General features: G+C 48.9%; 26 protein-coding genes and 1 other RNA gene. 3 read left to right on the top strand and 24 right to left on the bottom strand.

All coding sequences use genetic code 11. The annotated features are described in order from the left end of the window. Positions 1 to 10: 10 nt before the first annotated feature. From VV089_RS02030 to VV089_RS02020, 3 genes are all read right to left on the bottom strand, one after another. Positions 11 to 1,087, bottom strand: a complete 1,077-nt coding sequence (locus VV089_RS02030; protein ID WP_172540297.1) for an acyltransferase family protein — start codon at positions 1,085 to 1,087, stop codon at positions 11 to 13. 99 nt (positions 1,088 to 1,186) lie between these two features. Next, positions 1,187 to 1,465, bottom strand: a complete 279-nt coding sequence (locus tag VV089_RS02025) for a hypothetical protein (protein ID WP_016227339.1) — start codon at positions 1,463 to 1,465, stop codon at positions 1,187 to 1,189. A gap of 150 nt (positions 1,466 to 1,615) precedes the next feature. After that, positions 1,616 to 1,966, bottom strand: coding sequence for a TnpV protein (locus tag VV089_RS02020; RefSeq protein WP_172540296.1), 351 nt, complete (start codon positions 1,964 to 1,966; stop codon positions 1,616 to 1,618). Positions 1,967 to 2,383: 417 nt separating this feature from the next. On the opposite strand from VV089_RS02020, the gene VV089_RS02015 reads away from it, so the two are divergent. Continuing rightward, positions 2,384 to 2,572 carry a hypothetical protein gene (locus VV089_RS02015; RefSeq protein WP_334334783.1) on the top strand — a complete coding sequence of 63 codons (189 nt, stop codon included), beginning with the start codon at positions 2,384 to 2,386 and terminating at the stop codon, positions 2,570 to 2,572. 368 nt (positions 2,573 to 2,940) lie between these two features. Here the strand turns inward: VV089_RS02015 and VV089_RS02010 are convergent, their stop codons facing one another. From VV089_RS02010 to VV089_RS01925, 18 genes are all read right to left on the bottom strand, one after another. Next, positions 2,941 to 3,363 (bottom strand): HU family DNA-binding protein, encoded by a 423-nt coding sequence (locus VV089_RS02010; protein ID WP_334334782.1) that lies wholly within the window; start codon positions 3,361 to 3,363, stop codon positions 2,941 to 2,943. After that, complete coding sequence (locus VV089_RS02005) at positions 3,356 to 3,697, bottom strand: HU family DNA-binding protein (RefSeq protein ID WP_334334781.1); 342 nt, start codon at positions 3,695 to 3,697, stop codon at positions 3,356 to 3,358. The genes VV089_RS02010 and VV089_RS02005 overlap by 8 nt, the downstream gene beginning before the upstream one ends. Positions 3,698 to 4,169: 472 nt before the next feature. Further along, positions 4,170 to 4,775: a hypothetical protein gene (locus VV089_RS02000; RefSeq protein ID WP_172540293.1), complete on the bottom strand. Its 606-nt coding sequence runs from the start codon at positions 4,773 to 4,775 to the stop codon at positions 4,170 to 4,172. Beyond that, a complete protein-coding gene (gene hydE, locus VV089_RS01995; RefSeq protein ID WP_334334780.1) occupies positions 4,772 to 5,833 on the bottom strand; it encodes a [FeFe] hydrogenase H-cluster radical SAM maturase HydE in 1,062 nt (353 codons plus the stop codon). Before hydE ends, VV089_RS02000 begins: the two co-directional genes overlap by 4 nt. Positions 5,834 to 5,877: 44 nt before the next feature. After that, positions 5,878 to 7,818, bottom strand: coding sequence for a threonine--tRNA ligase (gene thrS, locus VV089_RS01990; protein WP_172540291.1), 1,941 nt, complete (start codon positions 7,816 to 7,818; stop codon positions 5,878 to 5,880). A 460-nt stretch (positions 7,819 to 8,278) separates the two neighbouring features. Continuing rightward, a complete protein-coding gene (locus VV089_RS01985; RefSeq protein ID WP_334334779.1) occupies positions 8,279 to 9,127 on the bottom strand; it encodes a DegV family protein in 849 nt (282 codons plus the stop codon). A gap of 23 nt (positions 9,128 to 9,150) precedes the next feature. Further along, on the bottom strand, positions 9,151 to 9,702 hold the full coding sequence (locus tag VV089_RS01980; RefSeq protein WP_172540289.1) for a TetR/AcrR family transcriptional regulator: 552 nt from the start codon (positions 9,700 to 9,702) through the stop codon (positions 9,151 to 9,153). A 91-nt stretch (positions 9,703 to 9,793) separates the two neighbouring features. Further along, positions 9,794 to 10,864: an NAD(P)H-dependent flavin oxidoreductase gene (locus tag VV089_RS01975; protein ID WP_334334778.1), complete on the bottom strand. Its 1,071-nt coding sequence runs from the start codon at positions 10,862 to 10,864 to the stop codon at positions 9,794 to 9,796. A gap of 21 nt (positions 10,865 to 10,885) precedes the next feature. After that, positions 10,886 to 12,577: an acetyl-CoA carboxylase carboxyltransferase subunit alpha gene (locus VV089_RS01970; protein WP_334334777.1), complete on the bottom strand. Its 1,692-nt coding sequence runs from the start codon at positions 12,575 to 12,577 to the stop codon at positions 10,886 to 10,888. 44 nt (positions 12,578 to 12,621) lie between these two features. Further along, a complete protein-coding gene (locus VV089_RS01965; RefSeq protein ID WP_172540286.1) occupies positions 12,622 to 13,956 on the bottom strand; it encodes an acetyl-CoA carboxylase biotin carboxylase subunit in 1,335 nt (444 codons plus the stop codon). A 75-nt stretch (positions 13,957 to 14,031) separates the two neighbouring features. Next, positions 14,032 to 14,460, bottom strand: a complete 429-nt coding sequence (gene fabZ / locus VV089_RS01960; protein ID WP_334334776.1) for a 3-hydroxyacyl-ACP dehydratase FabZ — start codon at positions 14,458 to 14,460, stop codon at positions 14,032 to 14,034. Between the two features lie 9 nt (positions 14,461 to 14,469). After that, entirely contained in the window at positions 14,470 to 14,907 is a 438-nt protein-coding gene (accB, locus tag VV089_RS01955; RefSeq protein WP_172540284.1) for an acetyl-CoA carboxylase biotin carboxyl carrier protein, read from the bottom strand. Between the two features lie 21 nt (positions 14,908 to 14,928). Then, positions 14,929 to 16,170 carry a beta-ketoacyl-ACP synthase II gene (fabF, locus tag VV089_RS01950; protein WP_172540283.1) on the bottom strand — a complete coding sequence of 414 codons (1,242 nt, stop codon included), beginning with the start codon at positions 16,168 to 16,170 and terminating at the stop codon, positions 14,929 to 14,931. Positions 16,171 to 16,205: 35 nt separating this feature from the next. Beyond that, a complete protein-coding gene (gene fabG, locus VV089_RS01945) occupies positions 16,206 to 16,946 on the bottom strand; it encodes a 3-oxoacyl-[acyl-carrier-protein] reductase (RefSeq protein ID WP_334334775.1) in 741 nt (246 codons plus the stop codon). After that, a complete protein-coding gene (gene fabD, locus VV089_RS01940) occupies positions 16,940 to 17,860 on the bottom strand; it encodes an ACP S-malonyltransferase (protein ID WP_334334774.1) in 921 nt (306 codons plus the stop codon). Before fabD ends, fabG begins: the two co-directional genes overlap by 7 nt. Continuing rightward, complete coding sequence (gene fabK, locus VV089_RS01935; RefSeq protein ID WP_334334773.1) at positions 17,853 to 18,791, bottom strand: enoyl-[acyl-carrier-protein] reductase FabK; 939 nt, start codon at positions 18,789 to 18,791, stop codon at positions 17,853 to 17,855. The genes fabD and fabK overlap by 8 nt, the downstream gene beginning before the upstream one ends. A 74-nt stretch (positions 18,792 to 18,865) precedes the next feature. Beyond that, positions 18,866 to 19,090, bottom strand: coding sequence for an acyl carrier protein (gene acpP / locus VV089_RS01930; RefSeq protein WP_334334772.1), 225 nt, complete (start codon positions 19,088 to 19,090; stop codon positions 18,866 to 18,868). Positions 19,091 to 19,238: 148 nt separating this feature from the next. Beyond that, positions 19,239 to 20,219: a beta-ketoacyl-ACP synthase III gene (locus VV089_RS01925; RefSeq protein WP_334334771.1), complete on the bottom strand. Its 981-nt coding sequence runs from the start codon at positions 20,217 to 20,219 to the stop codon at positions 19,239 to 19,241. Between the two features lie 155 nt (positions 20,220 to 20,374). On the opposite strand from VV089_RS01925, the gene ssrA reads away from it, so the two are divergent. Together ssrA and VV089_RS01915 are read left to right on the top strand one after the other, a co-directional pair. Beyond that, positions 20,375 to 20,714: a transfer-messenger RNA gene (gene ssrA / locus VV089_RS01920) on the top strand. A 151-nt stretch (positions 20,715 to 20,865) separates the two neighbouring features. Further along, on the top strand, positions 20,866 to 21,555 hold the full coding sequence (locus VV089_RS01915) for a YjjG family noncanonical pyrimidine nucleotidase (protein ID WP_334334770.1): 690 nt from the start codon (positions 20,866 to 20,868) through the stop codon (positions 21,553 to 21,555). 186 nt (positions 21,556 to 21,741) lie between these two features. On the opposite strand, the gene VV089_RS01910 is transcribed toward VV089_RS01915, so the two are convergent. From VV089_RS01910 to VV089_RS01900, 3 genes are all read right to left on the bottom strand, one after another. After that, positions 21,742 to 22,458: a hypothetical protein gene (locus VV089_RS01910; protein WP_334334769.1), complete on the bottom strand. Its 717-nt coding sequence runs from the start codon at positions 22,456 to 22,458 to the stop codon at positions 21,742 to 21,744. Positions 22,459 to 22,500: 42 nt separating this feature from the next. Continuing rightward, complete coding sequence (locus tag VV089_RS01905; protein ID WP_334334768.1) at positions 22,501 to 23,061, bottom strand: Uma2 family endonuclease; 561 nt, start codon at positions 23,059 to 23,061, stop codon at positions 22,501 to 22,503. A gap of 313 nt (positions 23,062 to 23,374) precedes the next feature. Then, positions 23,375 to 24,802 carry a glycoside hydrolase family 32 protein gene (locus VV089_RS01900; protein ID WP_334334767.1) on the bottom strand — a complete coding sequence of 476 codons (1,428 nt, stop codon included), beginning with the start codon at positions 24,800 to 24,802 and terminating at the stop codon, positions 23,375 to 23,377. Positions 24,803 to 24,971 lie beyond the last annotated feature (169 nt).

The following is a 24,971-nucleotide window of genomic DNA, read 5'->3' as shown; positions in this document are numbered from 1 at the left end:
AGGAACATTTTCAAGATTCCTGCTTCTTCATTCCGAGAAAAAACCGTAAAACAGGTATTCTCTTTACGATTTCATATATTAAAAATGTTGCAATAAACGATATTAATACAATCAATAAAAATTGTCCTGCAACACCAATAGGTAATTTCAAGGAGAAAAAACCTACCACGACCAAAATTGGCATATGGAGAATGTAAACAGGGAAAGACGTTTGAGTTAAATAAATGCTGACCCGGTTATGAAAGTTCAGCCTTGACCTTCCTATTCCAAGCAGCATGATAATTGTCGTCCAGCCGTAAAAAACATATAGCCCGGTAATCCAGACGTTTCGGATATTTTCAAAACAGTACAAATAGGTGTATAAGCTGCCTGACAGGACGCTGATCACCAGACTCACAAACCGGCATTGCTGTAGTTTTTGCAGAATACTTTCTTCCGAAAGAATATAGTATCCGAACAAAAACAGTATCATAAATTGCCCTAAGCTTTTCCCGCCTATATTCAGGACATATATGCAAAACCACTCTGGTACAAATAGCAAAACAATAAAAAAATATGAAAGACTGCCAACTCTAAATTTCGGTAAACACTTCTTTTGCAAGCGAACAATTAGTAGCGTTGTCAAAGAAATGACAAACAAATAAAGTAAAAACCAAAGATGTGCAGGAGTAAAACCTCCTTGATATCCTGTTAAATCAGTTTTTTTTGTAAAAAACAGTCCGTACTGTTTCCAGTAAGTGTCTGTATATCCATTAAAGAACACTTCCGCAGTATAGGTCATTACAGGGACAAGTGCAAGCAGTCCAAAGAAAAACGGAATAACTAATTTTTTTATCCGCTCCGCAACAAATTGTTTGTTCGTCCTTTTCAGAAGAGCGTATTTGCAACTCATGCCTGCAATAGTAAACAAAAAGGTCATATACCATGGATACACAAAAGTCGAAAACACATAAAAAACGGTGTTTGTGTGCGACCATATGTAAAACCCGCTGTATTCGCCTCCACTCCAAATCTGTGCCGCATGGAATGGAAAAAGCAACAGAATTGCCAACCATCTTAAATTATCTATATAATATTTTCTCTCCATTCGCATACTCCTTGCTGTAATCCTGCATATGCCAATTTGCTCTTTTAAGCAATTCTCAGATAAACTTCGATTTTCCAGTATGCCAAACTGGAATTGCTTTTATTGTAAATCATCTTTAGAAATTGCTATTGAAGGATAATGAGAAAGTTCCGTCAAATCAACATTTAGTGGCACACTATAAATCATGTAATAATTATTAGGATTGACGGCAATCAATTCATTCATTTTTTGTTCTGCTAAGTCCTTATCATTTGTAGCATAAACAACTGATACAACACCTACTTTATCATTTTCCGTCCCCTGTATATTTCCGCATAATATTAATTTTAATGGGGCGTTCCCATTCAAGCCTTGCTTAATATAGTCCTTATATTCCATAGTTTGCCCTCCATCAATTCTGATTTTCCAGTTTAACTCTTTTTCCAATTATACATGAAAACATGGGATTTTTCAATTCTCAAACTGTCTTACTGTCTTTGCTTAGGTTTGGATGGGACTGTCGCTTATTACGGAAACGCTGTCATTCACCTATGAATAAATTGTACCATTTTCAACAACTTCCCTTACACACGCCAAAATGTTATTCATCTTTTGAATCCATAAGAATTGATTTTTTGATTTCAACTGTTCTGTCACGCCTTGCCTGTCGGAATATTTCGTTGCCAGCCGAAAAAACATATCTACTGCCAGTGCGTCTACACTTGCAAGATATTCATTCAGCCTGCCGCTGGTAAAGAGGATCATATATAAAACCTTATGGTTTTGTTTCAAATACTTTGCATGTCTCTGTCCCCATACGCCGATATGCTTTTCTTTTTCGGCAGGTAAGGCGAGCGCAGGCAAATAATAATCGCCAACCTTTGTATATGTCCCGCCCATCTATTCAAACAATGTCTTTTCCATAGTATTAATCCTCCATAATTTTATTTTTGGGTTAGTTGTTGACTGCTTTGATATGCACATTATCAACCGCTAAGTGCTGCTTTGAATTTTGCATTACTTTTCCGCATTGTGGCAAAAAAAATTACATTTTACGAATATGTGATTATATTTTCATATAAAGTAAGCCAGCGTGAAAAGCATTCCTACTTTTACGCTGGCTTTTGCCTTTGCTATCGCCCATAAGCTGTATTCCAATTATGTTTTCAAATTATCTCCTTATGTGGTGACAGCCTTTGCGGTTTTTCTTTTGTTGTTTTTTGCAAGAATATGGCACAAGCCTGTTTCTGGCGTTGGATGCCGTTCACCGCCTGCCAATCTGGATTTTTCAAAAAATTCAGATTGGAGGTAACAGGAATGTCATTCAACTATGGCAGAGAAGAAAAGAAATGGCGGCTCTGGAAAGAAGCCGAGGAAAAGCAGTTACGGAGCTTGGGTGTCAGCGAGGACACCATTGCAAAGCTCCATACCCACGATTGGGCGGTCTTTAATTCCGATAGGCGGTATTACCGCAGATTGCAGGATGCAGGTACATACCTTGAGTAATTTGCCGAGGAAACAGCACAGCCCGAAGTGAAAACCGTTGAGGATTTTTTAGACAGCATTGAAAATCAGCGGCTCTATCAAATTCTTATCATGGTGGACAGGCTCACCCTGCAAATTGTTCATAGAATCATAATCAATATATACACTTGCTTTTACACCGCCATTATATGGGTGTGCATCCACTTTTACAGCCGAAAACAGGAAATCTTTTGATCTTTGATAACTCGAAGGTTCATACCCCGAATAATAATACTGGCTGGATTGCTTTTTCCAGTTCTTCCATGTTATTTACATGTATTTCTATCTTCCCCATGAATAAAGCCATATCCTTTGTCCCGAAAATATCTTGTCACTTTGCCGTACAATAATTATTCCTCCCCACATTCTTTCTGTTCTGCATCATCCGGAATAACATCACCACACTTCTTCTCAGATAATCGCCTACAAGCTTCTTTTAGACGTTCACCCATAATAAACTTCATCTTATATCGTGCTGCTGGTACAATATTCTCTCTTATCCCATTAAAAGTTTTTGAATTTAATTTGATTGACTTAAAATATTTAGGCTCTATCTTGATATAGTTATACAGCTTAATAGAATCGCCATCCTCTATAACGTCAGCTATTACGTCCCAGAAAGCATCCAATACGTTTGCAATAATCTTCTGTGTATATTTCAGATGGTACTTCCTTTTATAGAAACTCTTATTACCGCCTATGACTATTTTTTCATCAATTAACTTCTCTGATATTTTGTTGACTACATCCATTTTATGTAATACGTTATTCATTTTTCGCTTGTCCTCCTAATTCTTTTGCTGTAAAATCTTTTGCTGCTTGATTCAGCTTTGAACCTGGCTTGAAATGTACCCTGTAATGTTCCGGCAGAATCATAGTTCGATTTTCAACCACATTCCTTGATTTACGTTCAGCCATATATTTTATCCCTATTGTGGCATAACCATTGAGCTTTACGAAATCGCCATTCGAAATCGCATCAATAACGACATCCCAAAATGCAGACAGAACCGTTTCAATATCTTCCTGCGTATAATTCTTATCTTTGTGTCTTAGTGAATCAGCAATCCGTTTCACTACTCCCGGCTTAATAAGCTTCTCATTCATTTTTGTTTTTACCTCCATATTTTGTCATGTAGTAATCAATTTTTTCCTTTTTTAATTTAAATCAGCTAATGTGATTCATCCTCCTTTCCTGCAATGAAACTACCCTTTCTGTGGATTGTGGTTAAAAAATACCCTTGTAAGGCTCTGTGCGGCTCATACAGGGGTTTTAAGATATAGGTATTGAGGAAATTTACACTGTAAATTAAGACACTAAATAAGCCCTCTATCAATCATATTCCTACAACTGATAAAGGACTTATGCTAATGTCCTAATATTATGTTTACACTTTTGTTTACACTTTACAGACGATGTGCTCAAACCTCCTTATTTTATGGGTTTTTTATGAGTTGTGTCGGGGGTTCAAGTCCCTTCCTCGCTACTAGCCAAAAGGCTCAAAGGTAGTTCATACCTTTGAGCCTTTTTCTTACGAACACCTAAGGAAAGACCATCCTTACGTAACAAGCCGTCCTCTTACCTTATCTCCCCCAAAAGAATCATCCCTCCCTTACGCTCAACCCCCGTATCCCACAACTCCTTCAGATTCAGCCACTCCATCTCCCCATAAGTCACAGCCTTCACGTAGAATTCATCCTCATACGCTTCGTACCCGACCAGATTAAACCAGTGCCAGACATATTCCTTCATCCGGGGATTTTTGTGGTGCAGCGTCAAAAAAGGAATGGGAAACTCCATATCAATCTGACCTTTTACCGCCTCCTTAGCCTTATCATAAGCCTCTGTCCCCTGAAATCCCTCCGCCAGAAGAACCTGGCACCCTGCATCCTTCCAGTAAGCGCGAATTCCTTCAAGGTAAATCTCCGTAGTATCAATTCCCTGCAATCTGGGACGCAGATAAGGCTTCATCTTCTTGGAAAACTGGATATAATCCTTTTTATCAGGATGCTTTGCATCATAAGGATACAATTCCTCCAATCCTCTGCGAGCCGCAAAATAAATACAGAGATCACAGGCCGTAACAGCCGCGCAGCCTCCGCCTTTCATAAAGGGATCCAAAAACCAGTCCTGATTCCCTCCCGGGGAGCCCTCCACAGAAATATAATCCAACTCCTTTTTCATAATTCCCTCCCGGGGAGCTGTACCCCATCCCCCCGTTCCATACTTAAACCATATCCAATAGCCTCCATCCTCCGCCCCAGCTCCAAAAGCCCTTCGGCCGCCTCCGCCCCCTCGCAGAGCTTATTATCATAGAGGCTGTACTGCTTCCTGTTCTTCCCCGGCGACAGGTTTGGCATCACTACATTAGCCCCCGCCAGAATTCCTCTTTCCCTCCCATCCAAAGCCAGGGTTCCAAGAGCCGTAGTTGCCGGAAGCAGCGCCGCCGGAAGAAGAATCCGAATCACAGATAAGAGCTTCACCGTCAGCTCCACACTGCCTGCCGGTTCTTTTGCAAAGCTCGTATCACAATGGGGGATAAACGGCCCAATCCCCACCATTTCCGGCTGCAATTCTTTCAAAAACACCAGATCCGAAGCAAGCTCCCGGTAAGTCTGCCCGGGACTTCCCACCATAAAGCCCGCCCCCGTCTGAAAGCCGAGCCTTTTCAGCTGATACAAGCACTGCTTTCTTGCGGCCAGGCTCATATCCGCCGGGTGAAGCCTGCCATAGTGAGCTTCCTCCGCCGTCTCGTGGCGGAGAAGATACCGGTCTGCTCCGGCCTTGCGAAGCCCCCTATAGCTTTCAAAGGAACGCTCCCCCACAGACAGCGTCAAGGCGCAGTCCGGATAAGCCTCTTTCACGGAACGGACAAGCCCCAAAAGACGTTCGTCCGTAAACCAGGGATCCTCGCCCCCTTGAAGGACAAAGGTGCGGAATCCAAGTTTCCATCCCCTTTCACAGCATTCCAGAATCTCCTCCGTAGAAAGGCGGTAACGGACTGCCCTTCGATTCTCCCGATTGATTCCGCAGTAAAAGCAGCCATTCCTGCAGTAATTGGTAAATTCCACAAGACCGCGGATATAAACCCTTTCTCCGTAATATTTCTTCCGGAGCCTCACAGCCTCATCCTGCACATACCGGGCCGCTGCCGGTTCCTCCATGCGCTTTAACAGTTCCTGGTACTCCTCCCTGCAGATAAGCCCGTGATCCTTCACAAAGCGTTCCACCAAATCCGCCATTTTATCCCTCCGGCCCCAAAACAGCCTTGGAAAAATCTATGTCTCTATTTCGTGTCTTTATCCTCCGTCTGCTTCTGGCGTACCTCTCTTGTACGGATCTCTTCCCCAATCTCCCGGATAAAATCCTCAAGCGGTTTCTGCCCCTCATCCCCGGCAAAACGGCTGCGGACAGACACCAGACCTTCTTCCGCCTCCTTCTGGCCTGCCACAAGCATGTAAGGAATCTTCTGCATCTGGGCCATGCGGATCTTATAGCCGATCTTTTCATCCTGGCTGTCAAGCTCTGCCCGGATCCCGGCCTCGTTAAGGCCGTCCATAACCTTCTTCGCATACTCCGTATGCTTCTCGGAAATAGGCAGCACCTTCACCTGCACCGGCGCCAGCCAGGTGGGGAATGCCCCTGCAAAATGCTCAATCAGAATCCCGATAAACCGCTCGATGGAGCCAAACGCAACCCGGTGAATCATAATGGGACGGTGCTTTTCTCCGTCCGCTCCGATATATTCCAGCTCAAACCGCTGGGGAAGCTGGAAGTCAAGCTGGATGGTTCCGCACTGCCAGGTTCTTCCGATAGCGTCCACCAGATGGAAGTCAATCTTCGGCCCGTAAAATGCGCCGTCTCCCTCATTTACCACATAGTCAAGCCCCAGTTCATCCAAAGCAGCCCGAAGCCCCTCGGTAGCCATCTCCCAGTCCTCGTCGCTTCCCATACTGTCCTCAGGCCTTGTGGACAGCTCCACATGGTACTCAAAGCCAAAGAGAGTGTACACTTCATTAATGAGCCTTGCAACTCCCATAATCTCGTCCTTAATCTGCTCCGGCATCATAAAGATATGAGCATCGTCCTGGGTAAAGCAGCGCACACGCATCAGTCCATGAAGCTGTCCGGACTTCTCGTGGCGGTGCACCAGTCCCAATTCGCCTACACGCATGGGGAGATCCCGGTAAGAACGGGGCTCAGAGGCATAAACCAGAATTCCGCCCGGGCAGTTCATAGGCTTCACCGCAAAGTCCTGGTCATCGATCAGAGTGGTGTACATGTTATTTTTATAATGATCCCAGTGGCCGGAGGTCTCCCAGAGGCTCCGGTTGAGGATGATCGGCGTTGCAACCTCCACATAACCGGCCTTTTTGTGAATCTCACGCCAGTAGTCCAGAAGGGTATTCTTAAGCGTCATGCCCTTGGGCAGGAAAAATGGAAATCCCGGCCCGGCCTCATGCATCATAAACAGACCCAGTTCCCGGCCCAGCTTCCGGTGGTCGCGCTTCTTTGCCTCCTCCAGCATAGTCAGATAAGCCTCCAGCTCATCCTTCTTGGCAAATGCCGTGGCGTAGATCCGGGTCAGCATCTTGTTATGCTCGTCCCCTCTCCAGTAAGCGCCCGCAATGCTTGTCAGCTTGTAGGCCTTTCCCACATCCTTCGTGCTTCTAAGATGAGGGCCTGCACACAGATCTGTGAATTCCCCCTGCTTATAGAAGCTGATTTCGGCATCCTCGGGCAGATCGGAGATCAGCTCCGCCTTGTAGGGCTCCTCCTTCTCCTTTGCCCAGGCAAGCGCCTCGCTTCTAGGCAGGGTAAAACGCTCAAGAGGAAGGGCTTCCTTGACAATCTTCTTCATCTCTCCTTCGATACGCTCCAGATCCTCTGCCGTAATCGGCGTCTCAAAATCGATGTCATAGTAAAATCCATCCGCCACAGAAGGGCCGATTGCCAGCTTAGCAGAAGGATACAGCCGCTTCACTGCCTGGGCCATAACATGGCTGGCCGTATGGCGCAGCGCAGACAGTCCTTTCTCGTCCTTTGCCGTGAGAATGTTAAGCTCGCAGTCCTTATCCACTACGGTTCTCAGATCCACCGTCTCACCGTCCATCTCGCCGGCACAGGCTGCCCTTGCCAGGCCCTCGCTGATGTCAAGGGCAATCTCATATACGGATTTGCTTTCTGCGTACTCCTTTACGGAGCCGTCCTTCAATGTTACCTTCATTACGCTTCTCTCCTCTTCTTCTCTTTTTCAATGGTATTGTTATTTCCGCAGGTTACGGAAATCCCCTTCTTAATCGGCGCGTTGTAAAATCCAATCACCATGCCTGCAAAGAAACAAAAATCCCTCCCTGCCGATTGCGACAGAAAGGGACGATAATTTTTATCGCGGTTCCACCCTGATTGTTTTAAATACTCTAAAACCACTCATTCGGCGATAACGGAGCCACCGGGCCGGATTGGGGCCGCTCAGAGGTAGTTTTCGGCACGGATCGGCGGATTCCTCTGATCCTCTGCTTCCCGATGAGGATGCTTCCAGCATATGCACCCCTCTCTGGCATCTTCCACAGCCTACTCGTCTCTTCAACGCATTTGCCTATTTGTATTGCTTTAGGCTTATTATAACATTCCGAACCGGTTTGTCAACCGAAAACTCTCTTTTTTCCAAGCCTTCTATTTCTATTCTATTTTGCAAAAAATGCCACTGCAATGGCGCCGGGGCCCACATGGGTTCCGATGGTGCTGCCGATACAGTAAGACGGGATATGCTCAAGCTTCCCCTCCCAGATAGAAACACTGTCATTTAAGTATTTCTTTAAAAGGCTGTCCTCCAGCCCGGAATATGCCGTGGCATAGGGCATCTCAAAATCAATGCCGCCGGATTTACCGATAAGCTGCATCAAAAGATTGTTCCCCTTCTTGGAGCCCATGGCCTTGCCCACCATCTTAACCTCTCCGTCCTCAACGGAGATAACGGGCTTTATATGTAAAACAGCGCCGGACACTGCAACGGCTGCGGAGATCCTTCCGCCCTTCTGGAGATATTCCAGCGTTCCAAGAAGCGCCATCAGTTTGATCCGGCTGCGTTCTTTCTCAAGGCGCTCTGCCAGCTCTTGTGCAGAAATCCCCTCTTTCAAAAGCTGTACCCCATACTGAATCAGAATCCTTTCTCCAATACAGACGTTCAGGCTGTCCACTACAAAGACCTTTCCCGGAAATGACCGGGCTGCGGACACGGCTCCGGCATAAGTTCCGGAAAGCTTGGAGGAAAGGGTAATCACCACCACCTCGCTTCCGTCTGCCGTGAGCTTGGAAAAGCATTCTTCAAATTGAAACATGGTAATCTGGCTTGTGGTAGGAAGCTCGCTGCTCTCAATCAGCTTCTCAAAAAATGCGGGCCCGGACAGATCAATCCCGTCCTCATACGTCTTATCTCCGAATTGTATCGACATGGGAATCATATGAATCCCCAAAGCCTGTGCCTCCTTCAGATCAATGTCCGATGCCGAATCCACCACCAATTTTACTGCCATAACCGTATCCCTCCTCATCTTGCTTACTCTCTGTCAGTGGTTCTGATGCTTCCTGCAACCATCCCGGCGATTTCCTCCGGCGATTCCTTCTTCCCGTTCAGTTCCCACATGACAAACACATTCAACAGCGCTCCGCCGTAAAAGTAGAGCTCATAAACCGGAATCTTATAACGGGGCATAATCCGGTTCTTCATATAAGCGTTCATAGCTTCTATCACAATATAGTAAAGCCTGGCGTCCACTAACTTTAAGATAAAACTGGCGTACCGGTCAAAATACCGGAGGGCATGGACGATACTGGACAGCTGGTGAAACTCTCCCACTTTTTCCTTCTCGGAAATACACTCCCGGATATACCCGGCCACAATCTCATGGAAAAAATCAGCCAGAGCCTCTTCCTTCGTCTCGTAATAATGATAAAAGGTCATCCTCGACACCCCAGCTCTCTTGACAATGTCCGAGATCTTGATATCCTTATAGTCCTTTTTATCCATGAGAGAAAAGATAGCCTCACCAATGCACACTCTGGTAAAACGGGTTCTTTTATTGTAATTCTTTGAAAATAAGTTTGCCACCGCACCGCCCCCCTTCCTGCCGTCCTATCTTGCCTGCAATTAGAGTAACATATTTTCCCTGAATAGGAAAGTCATTGCAGCGAATTTTCTGCTACTGCACTCTTCCTGCCAGCAGATCCTCCACAACCGACTTTACCGTTTCAATCTTATGGATCTTATAAGCGTCTGCGCCGCAAAAGAGAAGTGCTTCCTCCACCTGGCCCTTGGCTGCGTGAATCAGCGCCTCTGTTATGCAGTAAGGGATCTTTGCCGGATTACATTTGCGCAGGCAGCCCCGGCACCTTTTCGGGGCAATCCGCTCCCCACCCTCTACACGCTCCAGAAAAGCATTGTGAATGGCCCTCCCCGGCATTCCCACCGGACTCTTTACGAGAACAATGTCCTTCTCCCTGGCATTCAGGTACGCCTCTTTGTATGCCGGATCTGCATCGCATTCCTCCGTGGCCACAAATCTGCTTGCAGCCTGGATGGCATCCGCTCCCAGTCCGAAGGCCTGCTCCGCCTGATCCCTGCCGCTGATTCCTCCGCCCAGAACCACCGGGATCTTCTTCTCAAACCGTGCCTCATAAGCCCGTACCTGCCCGATGATTTTTTCCACCTCCTGCCCATAGGTATCCGGGCCAAACTCCTGCAGCTGCTCTTTGGTAAAGCCTAAGTGTCCGCCTGCCTTCGGCCCCTCAATCACAAGGAAATCAGGAATACGGTTAAACTTTTTTGCCCAGTACTGGAGGAGCACACGGGCCGATTTTTCTGTAGAAACGATAGGCGCTATCTTAATAGGAAATGCTTTCACCAGGGCCGGAAGGTCCGCCGGAAGCCCTGCGCCGGATACAATAAAGTCGGCGCCAAGTCTTGCCGCCTCCTTTACATACTCCCCGTAATGATTCATAGCCACCATAATATTGAAGCCCACTACGCCGCCTCGTGCAAGCTCCCTGGCTTTTTTCAGTTCCTTCCCCATAGCTCTGAGATTGGCTTTCAAGGGATTTTCGTCAAAATCCTCCTCCAAAAAGCCAATCTGGGCCGCCGAGATCGTCCCGGCGCCGCCCTCTGCCGCCACAGCCCCGGCCAGGCCGGAAAGGCTGATGCCGATTCCCATACCTCCCTGGAAAATGGGTTTTCTCAATGTCAAGTTTCCGATTTTTAAAGGCATTCCCTTCATTCTTCTGCTCCTTCCATTTCCCTACATCCTGCGGAAACGTTCATATCGGTGATTCTGCAAAGCCTCAGCCCCCATGCTCTCATAGGTATCAAGAAAGCTGCTTATCTTTGCCCTCATAGGCTCCGTTACCTCTGCAAGGGTCTCCTTGGAAAACTTCTTAGGCTCTCCAAACACATACTCCACAATGCCGGCCTTCTTCAGATCCCTTGCCGTCAGCTTCATCACCTCCGCCGCCTGCTTCGCCTTCTTGCTGTCCTTCCACAGAATACTGGCAAAGCCTTCCGGAGACAGGATAGAGTAAATGGAGTTTTCCAGCATCCACACCTCGTTGGATACGGCCAGGGCCAGGGCGCCGCCGCTTCCGCCCTCTCCGATAATCACCGTGAGAACAGGCACCTTTAAGCCCGACATTTCATAAATATTCCGGGCAATGGCCTCTCCCTGGCCCCGCTCCTCTGCCTCCAGACCGCAGAACGCTCCCGGCGTATCTACCAGGCAGATAACGGGGCGTCCGAATTTTTCCGCCTGCTTCATAAGCCTTAGGGACTTCCGGTAGCCCTCCGGGGAGCACATACCGAAGTGATGCAGAATATTTTCCTTTGTATTCTTTCCCTTTTCCTGGGCAATGACGGTGACAGGCCTTCCTTCAAACCAGGCAATTCCCCCCGTCACGGCCAGATCATCCCCAAAGTACCGGTCTCCGTGAAACTCATAGAAGCCCTCGAACAGCTCCTCCACATAATCGCTTCCTACAGGCCGCTCCTTATCCCTGGAACGCTGCACCCGGTCCCAGACTCCGATTCTTTGATAGCGCTGCTTTTTTTCTGCCAGGGACTGCAATGCGGCCGGGCCGGACTGCTGCCCGCCCTCCCGGGCATGAAGCTTGAGGATATCGCCCAGAACCTGTTTCATCTCATCCCGCTCCACAATCCGGTCTACAAAGCCGTGCTCCAGGAGAAATTCTGACTTCTGGAAGCCCTTGGGAAGCTTTTGCCGGATGGTCTGCTCAATGACTCTCGGCCCTGCAAAACCAATGAGCGCCCCCGGCTCTGCCAGAATGATATCCCCCTCCATGGCAAAGCTGGCCGTCACACCTCCGGTGGTGGGATCTGTGAGCACGCTCACGTATAACAGACCGGCGTCACTGTGGCGCTTGAGCGCCGCAGAGGTCTTGGCCATCTGCATAAGAGAGGTGATTCCCTCCTGCATACGCGCGCCGCCGGAGCAGGTAAACAGGATCACCGGAAGCCCTTCGCTGGTGGCCCGTTCTACGGCTCTTGTGATTTTTTCTCCTACGGCTCCTCCCATACTGGCCATGAGAAAGCGGCCGTCCATAACGCCAATCACAGTCTCACAGCCGTTGATCCGGCATTTTCCCGTGACTGCCGCCTCGTTCAACCGGGCTTTCAGCCTTGTCGCCGCAAGCTTTTCCTCGTAACCTTCAAATTCCATGGGATTGCTGCCGATAAGCTCTTTATCCCACTCCTGGAAGCTCTCCTCCTCTGCCAGACGGCGAATGCGCTCGTAAGCCTTAATCCGGAAATAGCCTCTGCATTTCGGACACACATAATAATTTTTCCGCACGTCCTCCACCAGAAGGGTTTTGCCGCATTTGCTGCATTTGCACAGCAGGCCCTCCGGAACCTGTGGTTTTTTATCTCCGTCCAAGGGAAATCTTTTGTTAGTCTTTTTAAATACGTGATCCAGATTCATATCTTCACCTCAAACATTGTCCTTGCGCCTAGTATGCCAAATAGTCAAATCCCATTGATAAATTCAATATCTACATTTCCCGCCAGAAAATCCGGGTGGTTTAAAATGTCGTACTGGTAATCCACATTGGTATCCACGCCCTCAATGATGACCTCGCCCAGGGCGCTCTGCATCTTCCGGATTGCCTCTCCCCGGTTCTTGGCCCACACGCTGATTTTGGCTATCATAGAATCGTAGAAGGGGGGAATGGCATAGCCGCTGTAGATGGCGGAATCTATACGCACGCCTTTTCCTCCGGGCAGATGAAGTCCCATAACCGTGCCTGGGCAGGGGCGGAAGCCTTCCTCCGGCTTTTCCGCATTGATGCGTACCTCGATGGAGTGGCCTGTGATCCTTACATCCTCCTGGGTATAAGAGAGCTTCTTCCCATCTGCAATGCGGATCTGCTCCTTAATGAGATCAATTCCGGTAATCCACTCGGTCACCGGATGCTCCACCTGGATGCGTGTATTCATCTCCATAAAATAGAAGCTTCCTGTCTTTTCCAGCAAAAACTCTATGGTTCCGGCCCCCGTATACCCTGCCGCCCTGGCAGCGCGCACCGCCGTCTCTCCCATTTTCGTCCGAAGCTCCTCTGTCAGAGCGGCGCTTGGGGCTTCCTCAATCATTTTCTGATGATTCCGCTGTATGGAACAGTCCCTCTCTCCCAGATGAATGACATTTCCGTGGCTGTCCGCCAGAATCTGCACCTCGATATGCCTCGGCCTTGTAATAAAATGCTCAACGTACATGGCATCATCCCCAAAGGCCTTTTTTGCCTCTGTCTGGGCCAGATAGAAGTTCTGCTCAAAGTCCTCTGGCCGCTCCACCATGCGCATTCCCTTACCGCCGCCTCCGAGAACTGCCTTGATCATAACTGGATAACCGGCTTTTTCAGCCTCCTTCATCCCTGCGTCCGCATCATAAACGGCGCTTTCGCTGCCGGGAATGATGGGAACCTCTGCCTGCTTCATGGTATTGCGGGCTTCCTGCTTATTGCCCATTTTCGCCATAACCTCGGCTGTGGGGCCGATAAAGCAGATATCGCACTTCTCACAAAGGGCGGCAAATTTGCTGTTTTCCGACAAAAGCCCGTAGCCTGGATGGATGGCGTCTGCGCCGGATACAATGGTTGCGCTGATGATTTTTTCCATGGCAAGATAGCTTTCTAAAAGAGCCGCCGGGCCGATGCAGATGGCCTCATCTGCCAGCTTTGCATGTATCGCCTCCCGGTCTGCCTCCGAATATACGGCAACCGTCTCAATTCCCATCTCCCGGCACGCCCGGATAATGCGCACCGCGATCTCTCCCCGGTTTGCAACCAGAACCTTTCTAATCATATCTATAAATCTCCTATTTAAAGTCGCTGTGCGGCAGCACTAAAGGGTAAAGCTGCTTCGACACACCGGTAACATCTACCCTACCATAAAGGTCAATTCCGCCTGGACTACGACCCTGCCGTCTACGCTGGCGACGGCCTCGCCTACTCCTACAGGGCCTTTTCTCTTGATGATCTTTGTCTCCAGGCGAAGCTTATCTCCCGGAATTACCTTGCCCTTAAACTTGCACTTGTTGATTGCCCCGAAATATGCGGTTTTTCCTTTGTTCTCCTCGCAGGAGAGGATGGCTACCGCCCCGGCCTGGGCCAGAGCCTCCACGGTCAGCACGCCGGGCATCACAGGTTCTCCCGGAAAGTGTCCGGCAAAAAAGTCCTCCCTGAAGGTCACGCATTTATACCCAACCGCATATTCCCCCGGCTCATAATCCTCAATATAATCCAAAAGCAGAAATGGATGGCGGTGAGGGATTATCTCCTGTATTTCGTTATTATTTAAATGCTTCATTTTAATCTCCTACTCGGCTGAAACTACAAACAAAGGCTGCCCGTACTCTACCGTATCTCCGTTTTGGACACAAATTTCCGTCACAACCCCGTCACAGTCACTCTCAATCTCATTCATCAGCTTCATCGCTTCCACAATCCCCAGAGTCTGGCCTTTCTTCACCCGGCTGCCTACGGATACAAAAGGCTCTGCATCCTCGCTGGGGGCCGCATAGAACACGCCCACCAGCGGAGACTTAACCGGCATGCCCTTTACAGAAGAAGCTATTGAAGCACTGCTTTTGGGAAGCTGCTCCGGCTCTGCGGCGATTGCAGCCGGCGCACCTTTCAAGGCTGTCCCCCGGCTCTTCTTCAATCTGATTTTTGTCCCGTTCTGCTCATAATAAAAGCTGTCCAGTCCCGAATTGGAGACACATTCCACCAATCTTAAAAGATTTTCAAATTCCATTGATTCTACCTTTCTTTCTGTCTACTGCCCTTCATACGCCCGGACCAGCACAGAAGCGTTATGGCCTCCAAAACCCAGGGAATTACTGAGAGCATAGGCGATCTTCTTTTCCACAGGAGCACCGATTGCATAATTGAGATCACAGCCTTCCCCGGGTGTAACCGTACCCATGGTCTGATGAATAAAGCTCTCCTCTATGGATTTCACACACACAATAAATTCCACGCCGCCTGCTGCTCCCAGTAAATGACCAATCATGGATTTTGTGGAGTTGACAACAACCTGATCTGCCGCCTCTTTGAAGGCTGCTCTGATTGCCTTTGTCTCAAAGAGATCGTTGTGATGGGTGCTCGTTCCGTGCGCATTGATGTAATCCACCTGTGACGGCGCAATCCCGGCCTCGTTCATGGCAAGCTCCATAGCCTTTGCCGCGCCGCTCCCATCCTCACAGGGAGAAGTAATGTGATAAGCATCCCCGGTAGCTCCGTAGCCCGCAAGCTCTGCATAAATCCGCGCTCCCCGCTTTCTGGCATGCTCAAGCTCCTCCAGAACCACAACGCCGGCTCCCTCTCCCAGTACAAAGCCCTGGCGCTCCTGGTCAAATGGGATCGATGCCCTTAAGGGGTCTGCAGCCGTGGAGAGGGCTGTCAAGGCATGAAAGCCGGCCACTCCTGTGGGACAGATACAGCTCTCCGCACCGCCGGCCAGCATAATATCCGCATCGTCATACTGGATGGCCCGGAAGGCGTCTCCGATACAGTGGGTGCCTGAAGCACATGCAGTCACAACGTTGGTGCATTTTCCCCGAAGGCCCAACTGGATGGAAATATTGCCTGCCGCCATATTGGAAATCATCCGGGGAACCATCAGGGGATTGACCCGGTTGACCTTGCCTGCCAGAATTTTTGAATACTCCGACTCCACGGTGCTTAAGCTTCCGATGCCGGAGCCTACGGTAACGCCTGCCCGGAAGGCATCTTCCTGTTCCATGTCAATTCCGGCATCCGCAAATGCCTCCTTTGCCGCAGCTACGGCATACTGGGAAAATGCCTCCATGCGCTTGGACGCCTTCACATCCATGCGCTCGCCGGCCTTAAAATCCTTGACCTCGGCAGCCAGCTTTACCTTGTATTCCGTGGTGTCAAATCTCGTAATTTCTCCGATGCCGACCCTGCCCTCCCGGATACTGCTCCAGAATTCCGGCACCGTATTTCCAATGGGAGTCACTGCCCCCAGACCGGTCACAACCACTCTTCTTTTCATCACTCTACTCCTCTATTCCAGTTCCGTAAGCTCACTCACATCACCATGCCGCCGTCTACGTGGAGCACCTGGCCGGTAATGTAGCCGGCGTCGTCGGATGCCAGGAAGCCCACGGCCTTCGCCACGTCCTCCGGCTTTCCAAAGCCCCCCATGGGAATCTGCGCAGCGGCCTGCTCACGCACCTTGCTGCCAAGCTTTCCTGTCATATCTGTTTCAATAAAGCCGGGCGCTACTGCATTCACCGTAATGCCCCGGCTTGCCAGCTCCTTTGCCGCTGATTTTGTCATGCCGATTACGCCTGCCTTGGATGCGGCATAGTTGGCCTGGCCCGCATTTCCTGCCACGCCTACCACAGAGGCCATATTGATGATCCGGCCGCTTCTCTGCTTGAGCATGTAACGGGACACAAGGCGCATGGTGTGGAAGGCGCCCTTTAAGTTGGTGCTGAGCACGGCGTCAAAGTCCTCCTCTGACATCCGCATCAGCAGGTTATCCCTTGTAATTCCGGCATTGTTCACCAGAATGTCGATTCTTCCCCGTCTGCCAATCACATCGTTTATCAGCTTTTCACATGCTTCGTAATCAGCCACGTTACACTGGTATGTTTCCGCCTGCCCTCCGGCTGCCTGGATGGCGTCTGCCGTCTCCTGGGCCGCCTCGCTGGAGCCGTTATAATTTACCACTACATAAGTGCCCTTTTTCCCAAGCTCCAGGGCAATTGCTCTTCCGATTCCCCGGGAAGCCCCTGTCACAATGGCTGTCTTTCCTTCTAGCATAATTCACCTGCCGCCCTTTCTACGTCCTCCCAGGAGGAGATATGATACACGGATACTTCCGTATTGATTTTCTTTAAAAAGCCCGAGAGGGTTCTGCCCGGCCCGATCTCCACAAAAGTGTTCACACCCTCAGCAATCATGTATTCCATGGTCTGCTGCCATTTTACAGGCGAGGATACGCCCTTTGACAAAAGATCGGCGATTTCTTCCCGGCGCTCCACCTTTTCTGCCGTGACGTTGGCCACATAGGGGATTCTTAAGGGATGAAGCTTTGTCTTTTCAATTTCCTTTCGAAGCTCCTCCCCTGCTGTCTGTAAGAAGGGGGAGTGGAAAGGCCCGCTGACGTTTAAGGGAATCGTCCGCTTAGCTCCCACTGCCTTTAAATGCTCTGCAGCAGCCCGGACTGCCTCTGTCTTTCCGGTAATGACCATCTGTCCGGGACAATTGTAATTGGCAATGGTTACGTCCGCCATGCCCTTGAGCTCCCTTTCCAGCGCTTCCCCTGTCATTCCCAGCACAGCGCACATGGCGCCTTCCCCGGCAGGCACGGCATGCTCCATAAGGAGCCCGCGCTTCCGCACCAGAAGAATGGCATCCAGCTCTTTTAGGCCGCCGGCTGCGGCGACTGCCGCATATTCGCCCAGGCTTAAGCCTGCCGTCATATCCGGACGGACGCCCCGTTCCGTCAGTACACGGGTCATGGCAAGACATGTGGTTACCATGGCCGGCTGGGTGTACTGGGTTTCATTGAGCTTTTCGTTTTCTTTAAAACAGATTTCTTTCAAATCAAAATCCAGAGCCTCGCAGGCCTCGTCAAAAAGCCTTCCTGCCGCAGGGCTGTTCTCATAAAAGTCAGCTCCCATACCGGCTTTCTGTGCTCCCTGGCCCGGATAGATAAATGCCAGCTTACGCATAATTCTTTGCTCCCGTCAGAATCTCGTCTGTCTCTTTTACCAGGCGCTCCATCAGCTCCTTACAGGTCAGCTCTTCCTTGACAAGACCGGCAATCTGGCCTGACATAACGCTTCCGTTTTTCATATCGCCTTCCTGAACGGCTTTTCGCAAAGCCCCCAGGGTAAGGTACTCAAGCTCCTCCAAAGTGGCCCCTTTGCTCTCAAGCTCCAGATATTTCTTCGTCATATCATTTCGAAGGGTGCGCACGGGATGGCCGGTGCTTCTTCCTGTCACTCTGGTGTCTATGTCCTTGGCCTTGATAATCTTTTCCTTGTAATTCTCATGTACCTGGCATTCTTTGGTTGCCACAAACCGGGTTCCCATCTGTACGCCGCTGGCCCCCAGCATAAATGCTGCCGCAATGCCTCTTCCGTCGGCAATTCCTCCCGCAGCTATGACAGGCACCCCTGCCGCGTCCACTACCTGAGGAACCAGGGTCATTGTGGTGCTCTCTCCGATATGGCCGCCGGATTCACATCCTTCAGCCACCAGTGCGTCGGCTCCGCAGCGCTCCATTCTCTTTGCCAGAGCTACGGAGGCCACCACGGGAATTACCTTGATGCTTTTGCTTTTCCAGAGCTCCATGTATTTTTCAGGGCTGCCTGCGCCGGTGGTTACAACCGGGACTTCTTCCTCGGCAACAACCTGCGCTACCTGCTCTGCGTAAGGGCTCATAAGCATTACGTTAACGCCGAAGGGCTTTTCTGTCAGCTCTCTTGTCTTGTGAATCTGCTCTCTGACCCATTCTGCCGGTGCATTGGCTGCTCCGATGATTCCCAGGCCGCCTGCCTCCGACACGGCCGCCGCCAGATGATATTCTGCTACCCAGGCCATTCCTCCCTGAATAACCGGATATTGAATACCAAGTAATTTTGCTAATTCTGTCCGCATTGTTTTACCTCTTTTTTTGTCACAATTTACTCTTTGACTCATTTCTTGCCGCTGCCCATAGGGCCCGTGTTTCCTTATTTGTGGCTTTCAATATAATTGATGACATCGGCTACTGTTAAAAGCTGCTCCAAATCCTCGGAGGGAATTTCCACGCCGTAATTTTCTTCCAACGCCATAACCATTTCAAACAGATCCAGGGAATCTGCATTCAAATCCTCCTTGAAGGAGGTCTCCATGGTGATGCTGTCCTCATCTACTCCCAGATTATCAGCTACGATTGTCTTAATTTCTTCAAACATGATTTTTTCTCCTTTTCCGTTTTGCAATACTTTTGCAGTACTGTTTTCTTTGTTATTATATTGAAGCCCTTATGCCTTAAGCTTAACGGCCCTCCCACTGCCGGGTTGACATGCAGGCAGGGTTCCGGGCTCTTGGGACATTTCAGGGTTACTTCCATGTAATAATTGCGGTTCCCCAGGTGAGGCCGCCGCCGAATCCGGCAAGCACCAGACGATCGCCGCTCTTGAGCATGTTCTTTTCCTTCATTTCGTGAAGGAGAAGGGGGATGCTTGCTGAGGAGGTATTGCCGTATTCCTTCATATTCATGGGAAATTTATAGGCCGGCTCTCCAAGCCGCTTTGCCACTGCCTCCACAATGCGCTCATTTGCCTGATGGAGCACGTAATACTGGATGTCTCCTTTGTGCAAATGATTCTTCTGAAGTACCTCCTCAATGGCCTGGGGGATGCTTCTGACTGCGAATTTAAAGATGGCCTGGCCGTCCATTTCAATATAATAGGACGTTCCCTGGCTCTCTCCGGGCGCTTCCTTTCCAAAGGGATTGTGGTTCTGCCGGCTTTTTAAGGTCAGCGCCTCTCCCTTGCTTCCGTCGGAATAAATGGACGGAAGGTATCCCGGCTCCTCTGCCGCCGTAAGGACTACGGCGCCGGCTCCGTCTCCGAAGAGGATGCAGGTTCCCCTGTCGCTCCAGTCGGTGACATCCGACAGGCACTCGCTTCCTATCACAAGGATGTTTTGAAAAATGCCGGCTTCTATGTAAGCGCATGCGGTGACATATGCCATGACAAATCCGCTGCAGGCGGCGCTTAGGTCAAAGCATACCGCCCGGGAAGCTTTGATTTCTCTTTGTACCTGGCAGGCCGTACATGGCATGATTTCTTCCGGGGACATGGTGGATACCAGGATCATGTCAATCTGCTCCGGCTGAAGCTCTGCCTCTTTCAATGCCTCTGCCGCAGCCTCCGCAGCCATGGAGACCGTTGTTTCCCTGACGGCGATGTGCCGCCTTTCAATGCCGGTTCTCTCCTGTATCCATGCGCCGCTTGTTTCCACCAGGTTTTCCAGCTCTTTGTTTTCCAGGATCCGGGAAGGCACACTTGCCCCCGTTCCTTTGATTACTCCAGTCATTTGATACCTCTGCTGTTGCTGTTTACTTTGTGAACTGATTTAAATTTTAGCAAATCCCCAGGCAAATACAATTTACAAAACAGGGGGAAATGTAAAAAAACAGTTGCAAAGGGGATGCATTTGGGATATACTATAAAAACAGACTTACCCTACAGGGGCTTGTACTGGTTTCGACGGGGGTCTCGCAGCTGGTGAAGCTATCCGCAGGCGATGCGTCAAATCGCAAATCTAAATATAAACGCTGAAGACAATTTAGCATACGCTGCCTAATGGCAGCTGTCGGCCTTAGAGCACCTGCACTTTAAGAACCCGGCATCGACTATGCAGGAAACGACTTGCGTTAAGCTTTGCGCGCATGGGCGTATTATGAAGCTACTGAAACCGTCAGGGTGTTAGTTCCCGGCCGGCGGAGGGAATGTCAAAGAACTGACTATGATAGTAGAAGAACAGGGAACAGGCTTTCGGACAGGGGTTCGATTCCCCTCAGGTCCACTTAAAAAACGGAAACTCTTTGTTATGGAGTTTCCGTTTTTTACGGTTTTTTCTGTCCTTGCGGCAGGACTCTATAAAGCAGGAGGCCCGCAGGGAGCAGCTTTACCCTTTAGTGCTGTTGCGCAGCGACTTAAAATAGTAGGAGAAAAAAGCTATGAAAAACTTTGATGTTATTTTATGGGATGTGGACGGAACGCTGCTTAACTTTTTGGAAGCGGAGAAGGCGGCTATCCGTTCTCTCTTTCTGGAATTCGGATTGGGAGAGTGTTCAGATGAGATGCTTCGGCGGTATTCGGTTATTAACCGGAAATATTGGAACCGGCTGGAACGCAGGGAAATGACAAAGCAGCAGATTCTGATTGGACGGTTTGAGGAATTTTTTTCCGCAGAAGGGATTGATCCGTCTTTAAGCGAACGGTTTAATGAAGCTTATCAGGTGCGCCTCGGGGATACGGTTGTGTTTTGTGATCACAGCAAGGAGCTGGCGGCTTCTCTGGCCGGGAAGCTTCGACAGTATGTGGTGTCCAACGGGACTGTGACGGCGCAGACAAAGAAGCTTCAAAATTCTGGGTTTGATATGCTGATGGATGGGGTGTTTTTGTCGGAGGAGATTGGGTTTGAGAAGCCGGCGAAGGAGTTTTTTGATTGTGTTTTTGCGAAGATTGGGGATGTGGATCGCAACCGGGTACTGATTGTAGGAGATTCGCTGACGAGTGATATCTTAGGGGGGACTTATGCCGGGATTCGGACTTGCTGGTATAATCCGGATGGGGTTGTGAATGATACGGAGGCACGGGTGGATTTTGAGATTCGGGATTTGAATGAGGTTTTGGGGATTCTTTAGGTTATGCCGGGTCCGGAGCAAGATAAGCCCGGAGACTTTTCCATATCCGTGTTCGGACGGTTCACGTACACTCTGTCTGCTCTGAACGGACATTACCTTTGTCCGCTCAGAGCAGACAGAGCGTTCGCGAACAGCCGGACACCTGATATCGGAAAAGCCTCCGGGCTTATCTTGCTCCAGACCCATTTACGTTGTTGGGTAAACAGTTTTTAAGTCTTCTTTGTTTTCTAAGAGCTGCTGCAGGAGCTCCTGCAAAATCTGGCTGTTCTGCATTCTTTCGAGTTCTGCTTCTTTTTCGGCGGCTTTCTGGCTTGTAACTCTGTATCCTGTCTGGGCGACTTCGGCCGGAACGTCACGCAGCAGGTATTTTTCGGCTTCTTCGCGGGAAAGAACCTGCATATCGACCAGCTCCATGAGAATTCCGCAGAAGTCTTCGTTTGATATGTCTGTTATATTGTAGTTTTCTTTTAAATAACGAAGCTGATCTTTTGTCAGCTTTTTGGACTGGGCGCTGTTCCAGGTGGCTTTTGGATTGTCGGTTGGGTTTACCATTTCTTCCAGGGTTTTGTCGCCGAAGACACCGTTGTCGGACTTGAAGAGCTGGTATTTTTTGTTCCGCTTCTTTTCTTCCTGGTATTGGGCGTTGGAGGTGCCGTAGAGGATCTCTTTTACCAAGACAGTCTGGTAGTTTTTTAGCAGCTTTTTTGCTTCTTCTACTTCGGCCTGGACTGTGGATTCTGCTTCTTCGCCTGCGAGGTCCTGCTTATCTTGGCCGCCTTGCCTGAGCAGGTTTTGAAAGCTCCTTTCCGTTGTGTCTGAACGGCTTTCATCCACGCTTTTTTTGAGATATGGGCCAAAGGTTAATCCGTTATAAATACTGGTCTGTGTTCCTGTGATGCTCATAGCTTGTTCTCCTGTCTTAAACTGAGTCTTAATACTGGGTGATTATGGTTCCATTCCTTCAAAGATATCTTCGAGCTTCATAGTAATCTGCGGAAATCCGGTCAGCGCAATCTCGGTCTTTGCATTATAGTGCTCTTCCGCCGGATCATCCTCAAGAATATAATGATAGGTCAGTATATATCTGCCTTCTGTCAGATAATAAATCTCAACAGATTTTCCCTGTGGGGATACGATCCAGTATTCCTTTACACCCGCTTTCTCGTATGCACGCATTTTGTCTGTTTTATCTCTAAGGGCTGTTGACGGGCTTAAGGTCTCCACGATAAATTTGGGGACTCCGCTGTAGGTTCCGCCTTTCAGATGCTTTCTGTCACAGATAATCATAACATCCGGAATCACATAGTCGTCGTTTTCTTCCGGATGATATTGGAAATCAAGATTTTCCATAAATACAAGACAAAGACTGTCTTTTAAGCCTGTCTTTATAATTGTATTGATGTTATTATTAATAATCCCATGCTTATAACCTGCAGACGGTGACATATCATAAATTACACCATTCATTTTTTCCTGTTTCCGATGGTCATCCTTCAACATTGGCATATTATCACATCCCTTCTTTGTCAGGATCATCTGTCCGGCATTTTGTTTACATAAGTATTTTTCGTCTCTGTTCAATTGACATACAAGGCTGCTGAATCGTTGTTACTATTATACTATAAGAAAAAAGGAAAGAAAAGATTTTCCGTGCAATATTTGATTCCATAAACAATATGCTTTTATTCTTCCCCTCTGCCTGCAATAGCAAAAGACTGTCCCGGATAACATTTTCCGAACAGTCTTTCGTCTTTCTCCTCTATAAATCGCGGACAACCGCAAATCATTTCTTAAACGCTATACGAAATTCATTTTCTAATCAAAGGGAATAGTACTCCCAGGTTCCCTGTATTTTCCCTTCCGCCATCCGAATCTGCAGGTTCTCCATCGAATCGTAGATACGGCTGGTAAATACGTCCGCTCCGTCATTGACAAAGATCTCCAGACTGGAAGTATCTGAAAAAATCTGAAGCTTCCAAAGTTTCTCTGTCTTTAATCTGCGCACCGTTCTTCCACTTCCACATCCCGTCATATCGAGCTTCAGCACCCTGTCTTTATAAGCCAGTACCACAGATTCCCGAAGATGCAGTTCAAAGTCTTCTGCTCCCTCTTCCATAAGAAACTTCAGCTCAAAGCAGGGTGATGTCCACCGCTTAAGACCCTCCGAAAGCTTTCCAGAAGCTTTCTCCTTTCTAAGTCTCTTAAGCTCCTTTAGGGGCCTCTGGCACAACAGGCCTGCATCATTCACATAAAGCTCCCGCGGAATCGTCAGCGCATGAATCCATCCTCTGGCAAGGGTCGGCTCCTCATACCCGGCGTCCGGCACAGCCATCCAGCCGAACAGAATCCACCGTCCGGCCTCATCCTGAAATACCTGAGGCGCATAGAAATCAAAGCCCCTGTCCAGAGAATGGAAAGCTCCAAGCACGTAATTTTCTCCCTTAAAATCATAATCCAGGGAAAACCAGCCGCACTGATACACATTGGCAAACTCAAAGCCGTCTCTGGGCACGCCCTGAGGACAGGTAAAGAGAAATCTGCGATCCCCGATTTTCAGATAATTGGGACACTCCCACATATACCCAAAGGGCTTCTCTGGCTGAAATCTCAGCTTATAAGACCAGTGTATCAAATCCTCACTCTCAAACAGAAGAATCGAACCCTCATCCTTCACACTGCGCGCCCCCTGAATCATAAAATACCGGTCATTTTCCCGGAACACCTGGGGATCGCGCACATGCCTGCTCATATCCGCCGGATAGTCCTCATTTTTCATCAAAAGCTGTTTTTCGGAAAATGTAAATCCATCCCTGGAGGTAACGAGAATTGTGTTCTGCTCTCTTCCGTCCGTCACATAATTATAGCTGCCCTCATAGCGGACATTTCCCGTATAAAAGAAATAGATGGTTTCGTTTTCCTGGTAAGCAGAGCCGCTGTAGGGTCCGTTACAATCCCACTGGGTATCCGGATACACTGCAGGCTCATGCTCGTCGTAATGTATAAAATCTTTTGTAGTCATATGCCCCCAGAAAATGCTTCCAAGCTCCGGGTAAAAGGGACAATATTGAAAATAAATATGATAGATGCCGTCCTTCTGGCACAGTCCGTTGGGATCGTTGAGCCATCCCATGGGCGGCTGAATATGATACTGAAGCCGCATGGGGTCTTTTTGCACCCGGTCATACCACTCTTTCCTTTCCTGAAAATGCTTTCGATAAGCTTCCTTTTTCATTGGACTTTTTACCATTGCTGTATTCTCCATTCCAGTTCTGCAATTTCTCTTAATGGGCCAGACGGACATTTTTATCTGTCCATCTGACCCCTTTCCAATCTGATAATCCACACCTTATCGGACGAAGTCCGCCAGCCCCGGAGGGGCATGCGTTAATGGGGTGCCCGAAGGGTGCACCTTACCG

The organism is Candidatus Merdisoma sp. JLR.KK011 (assembly GCF_036941125.1).
GTDB lineage: Bacteria > Bacillota > Clostridia > Lachnospirales > Lachnospiraceae > Laedolimicola.
Note: the sequence above shows the minus strand (reverse complement) of the source record. Positions and strands in the feature narration are given on the sequence as shown.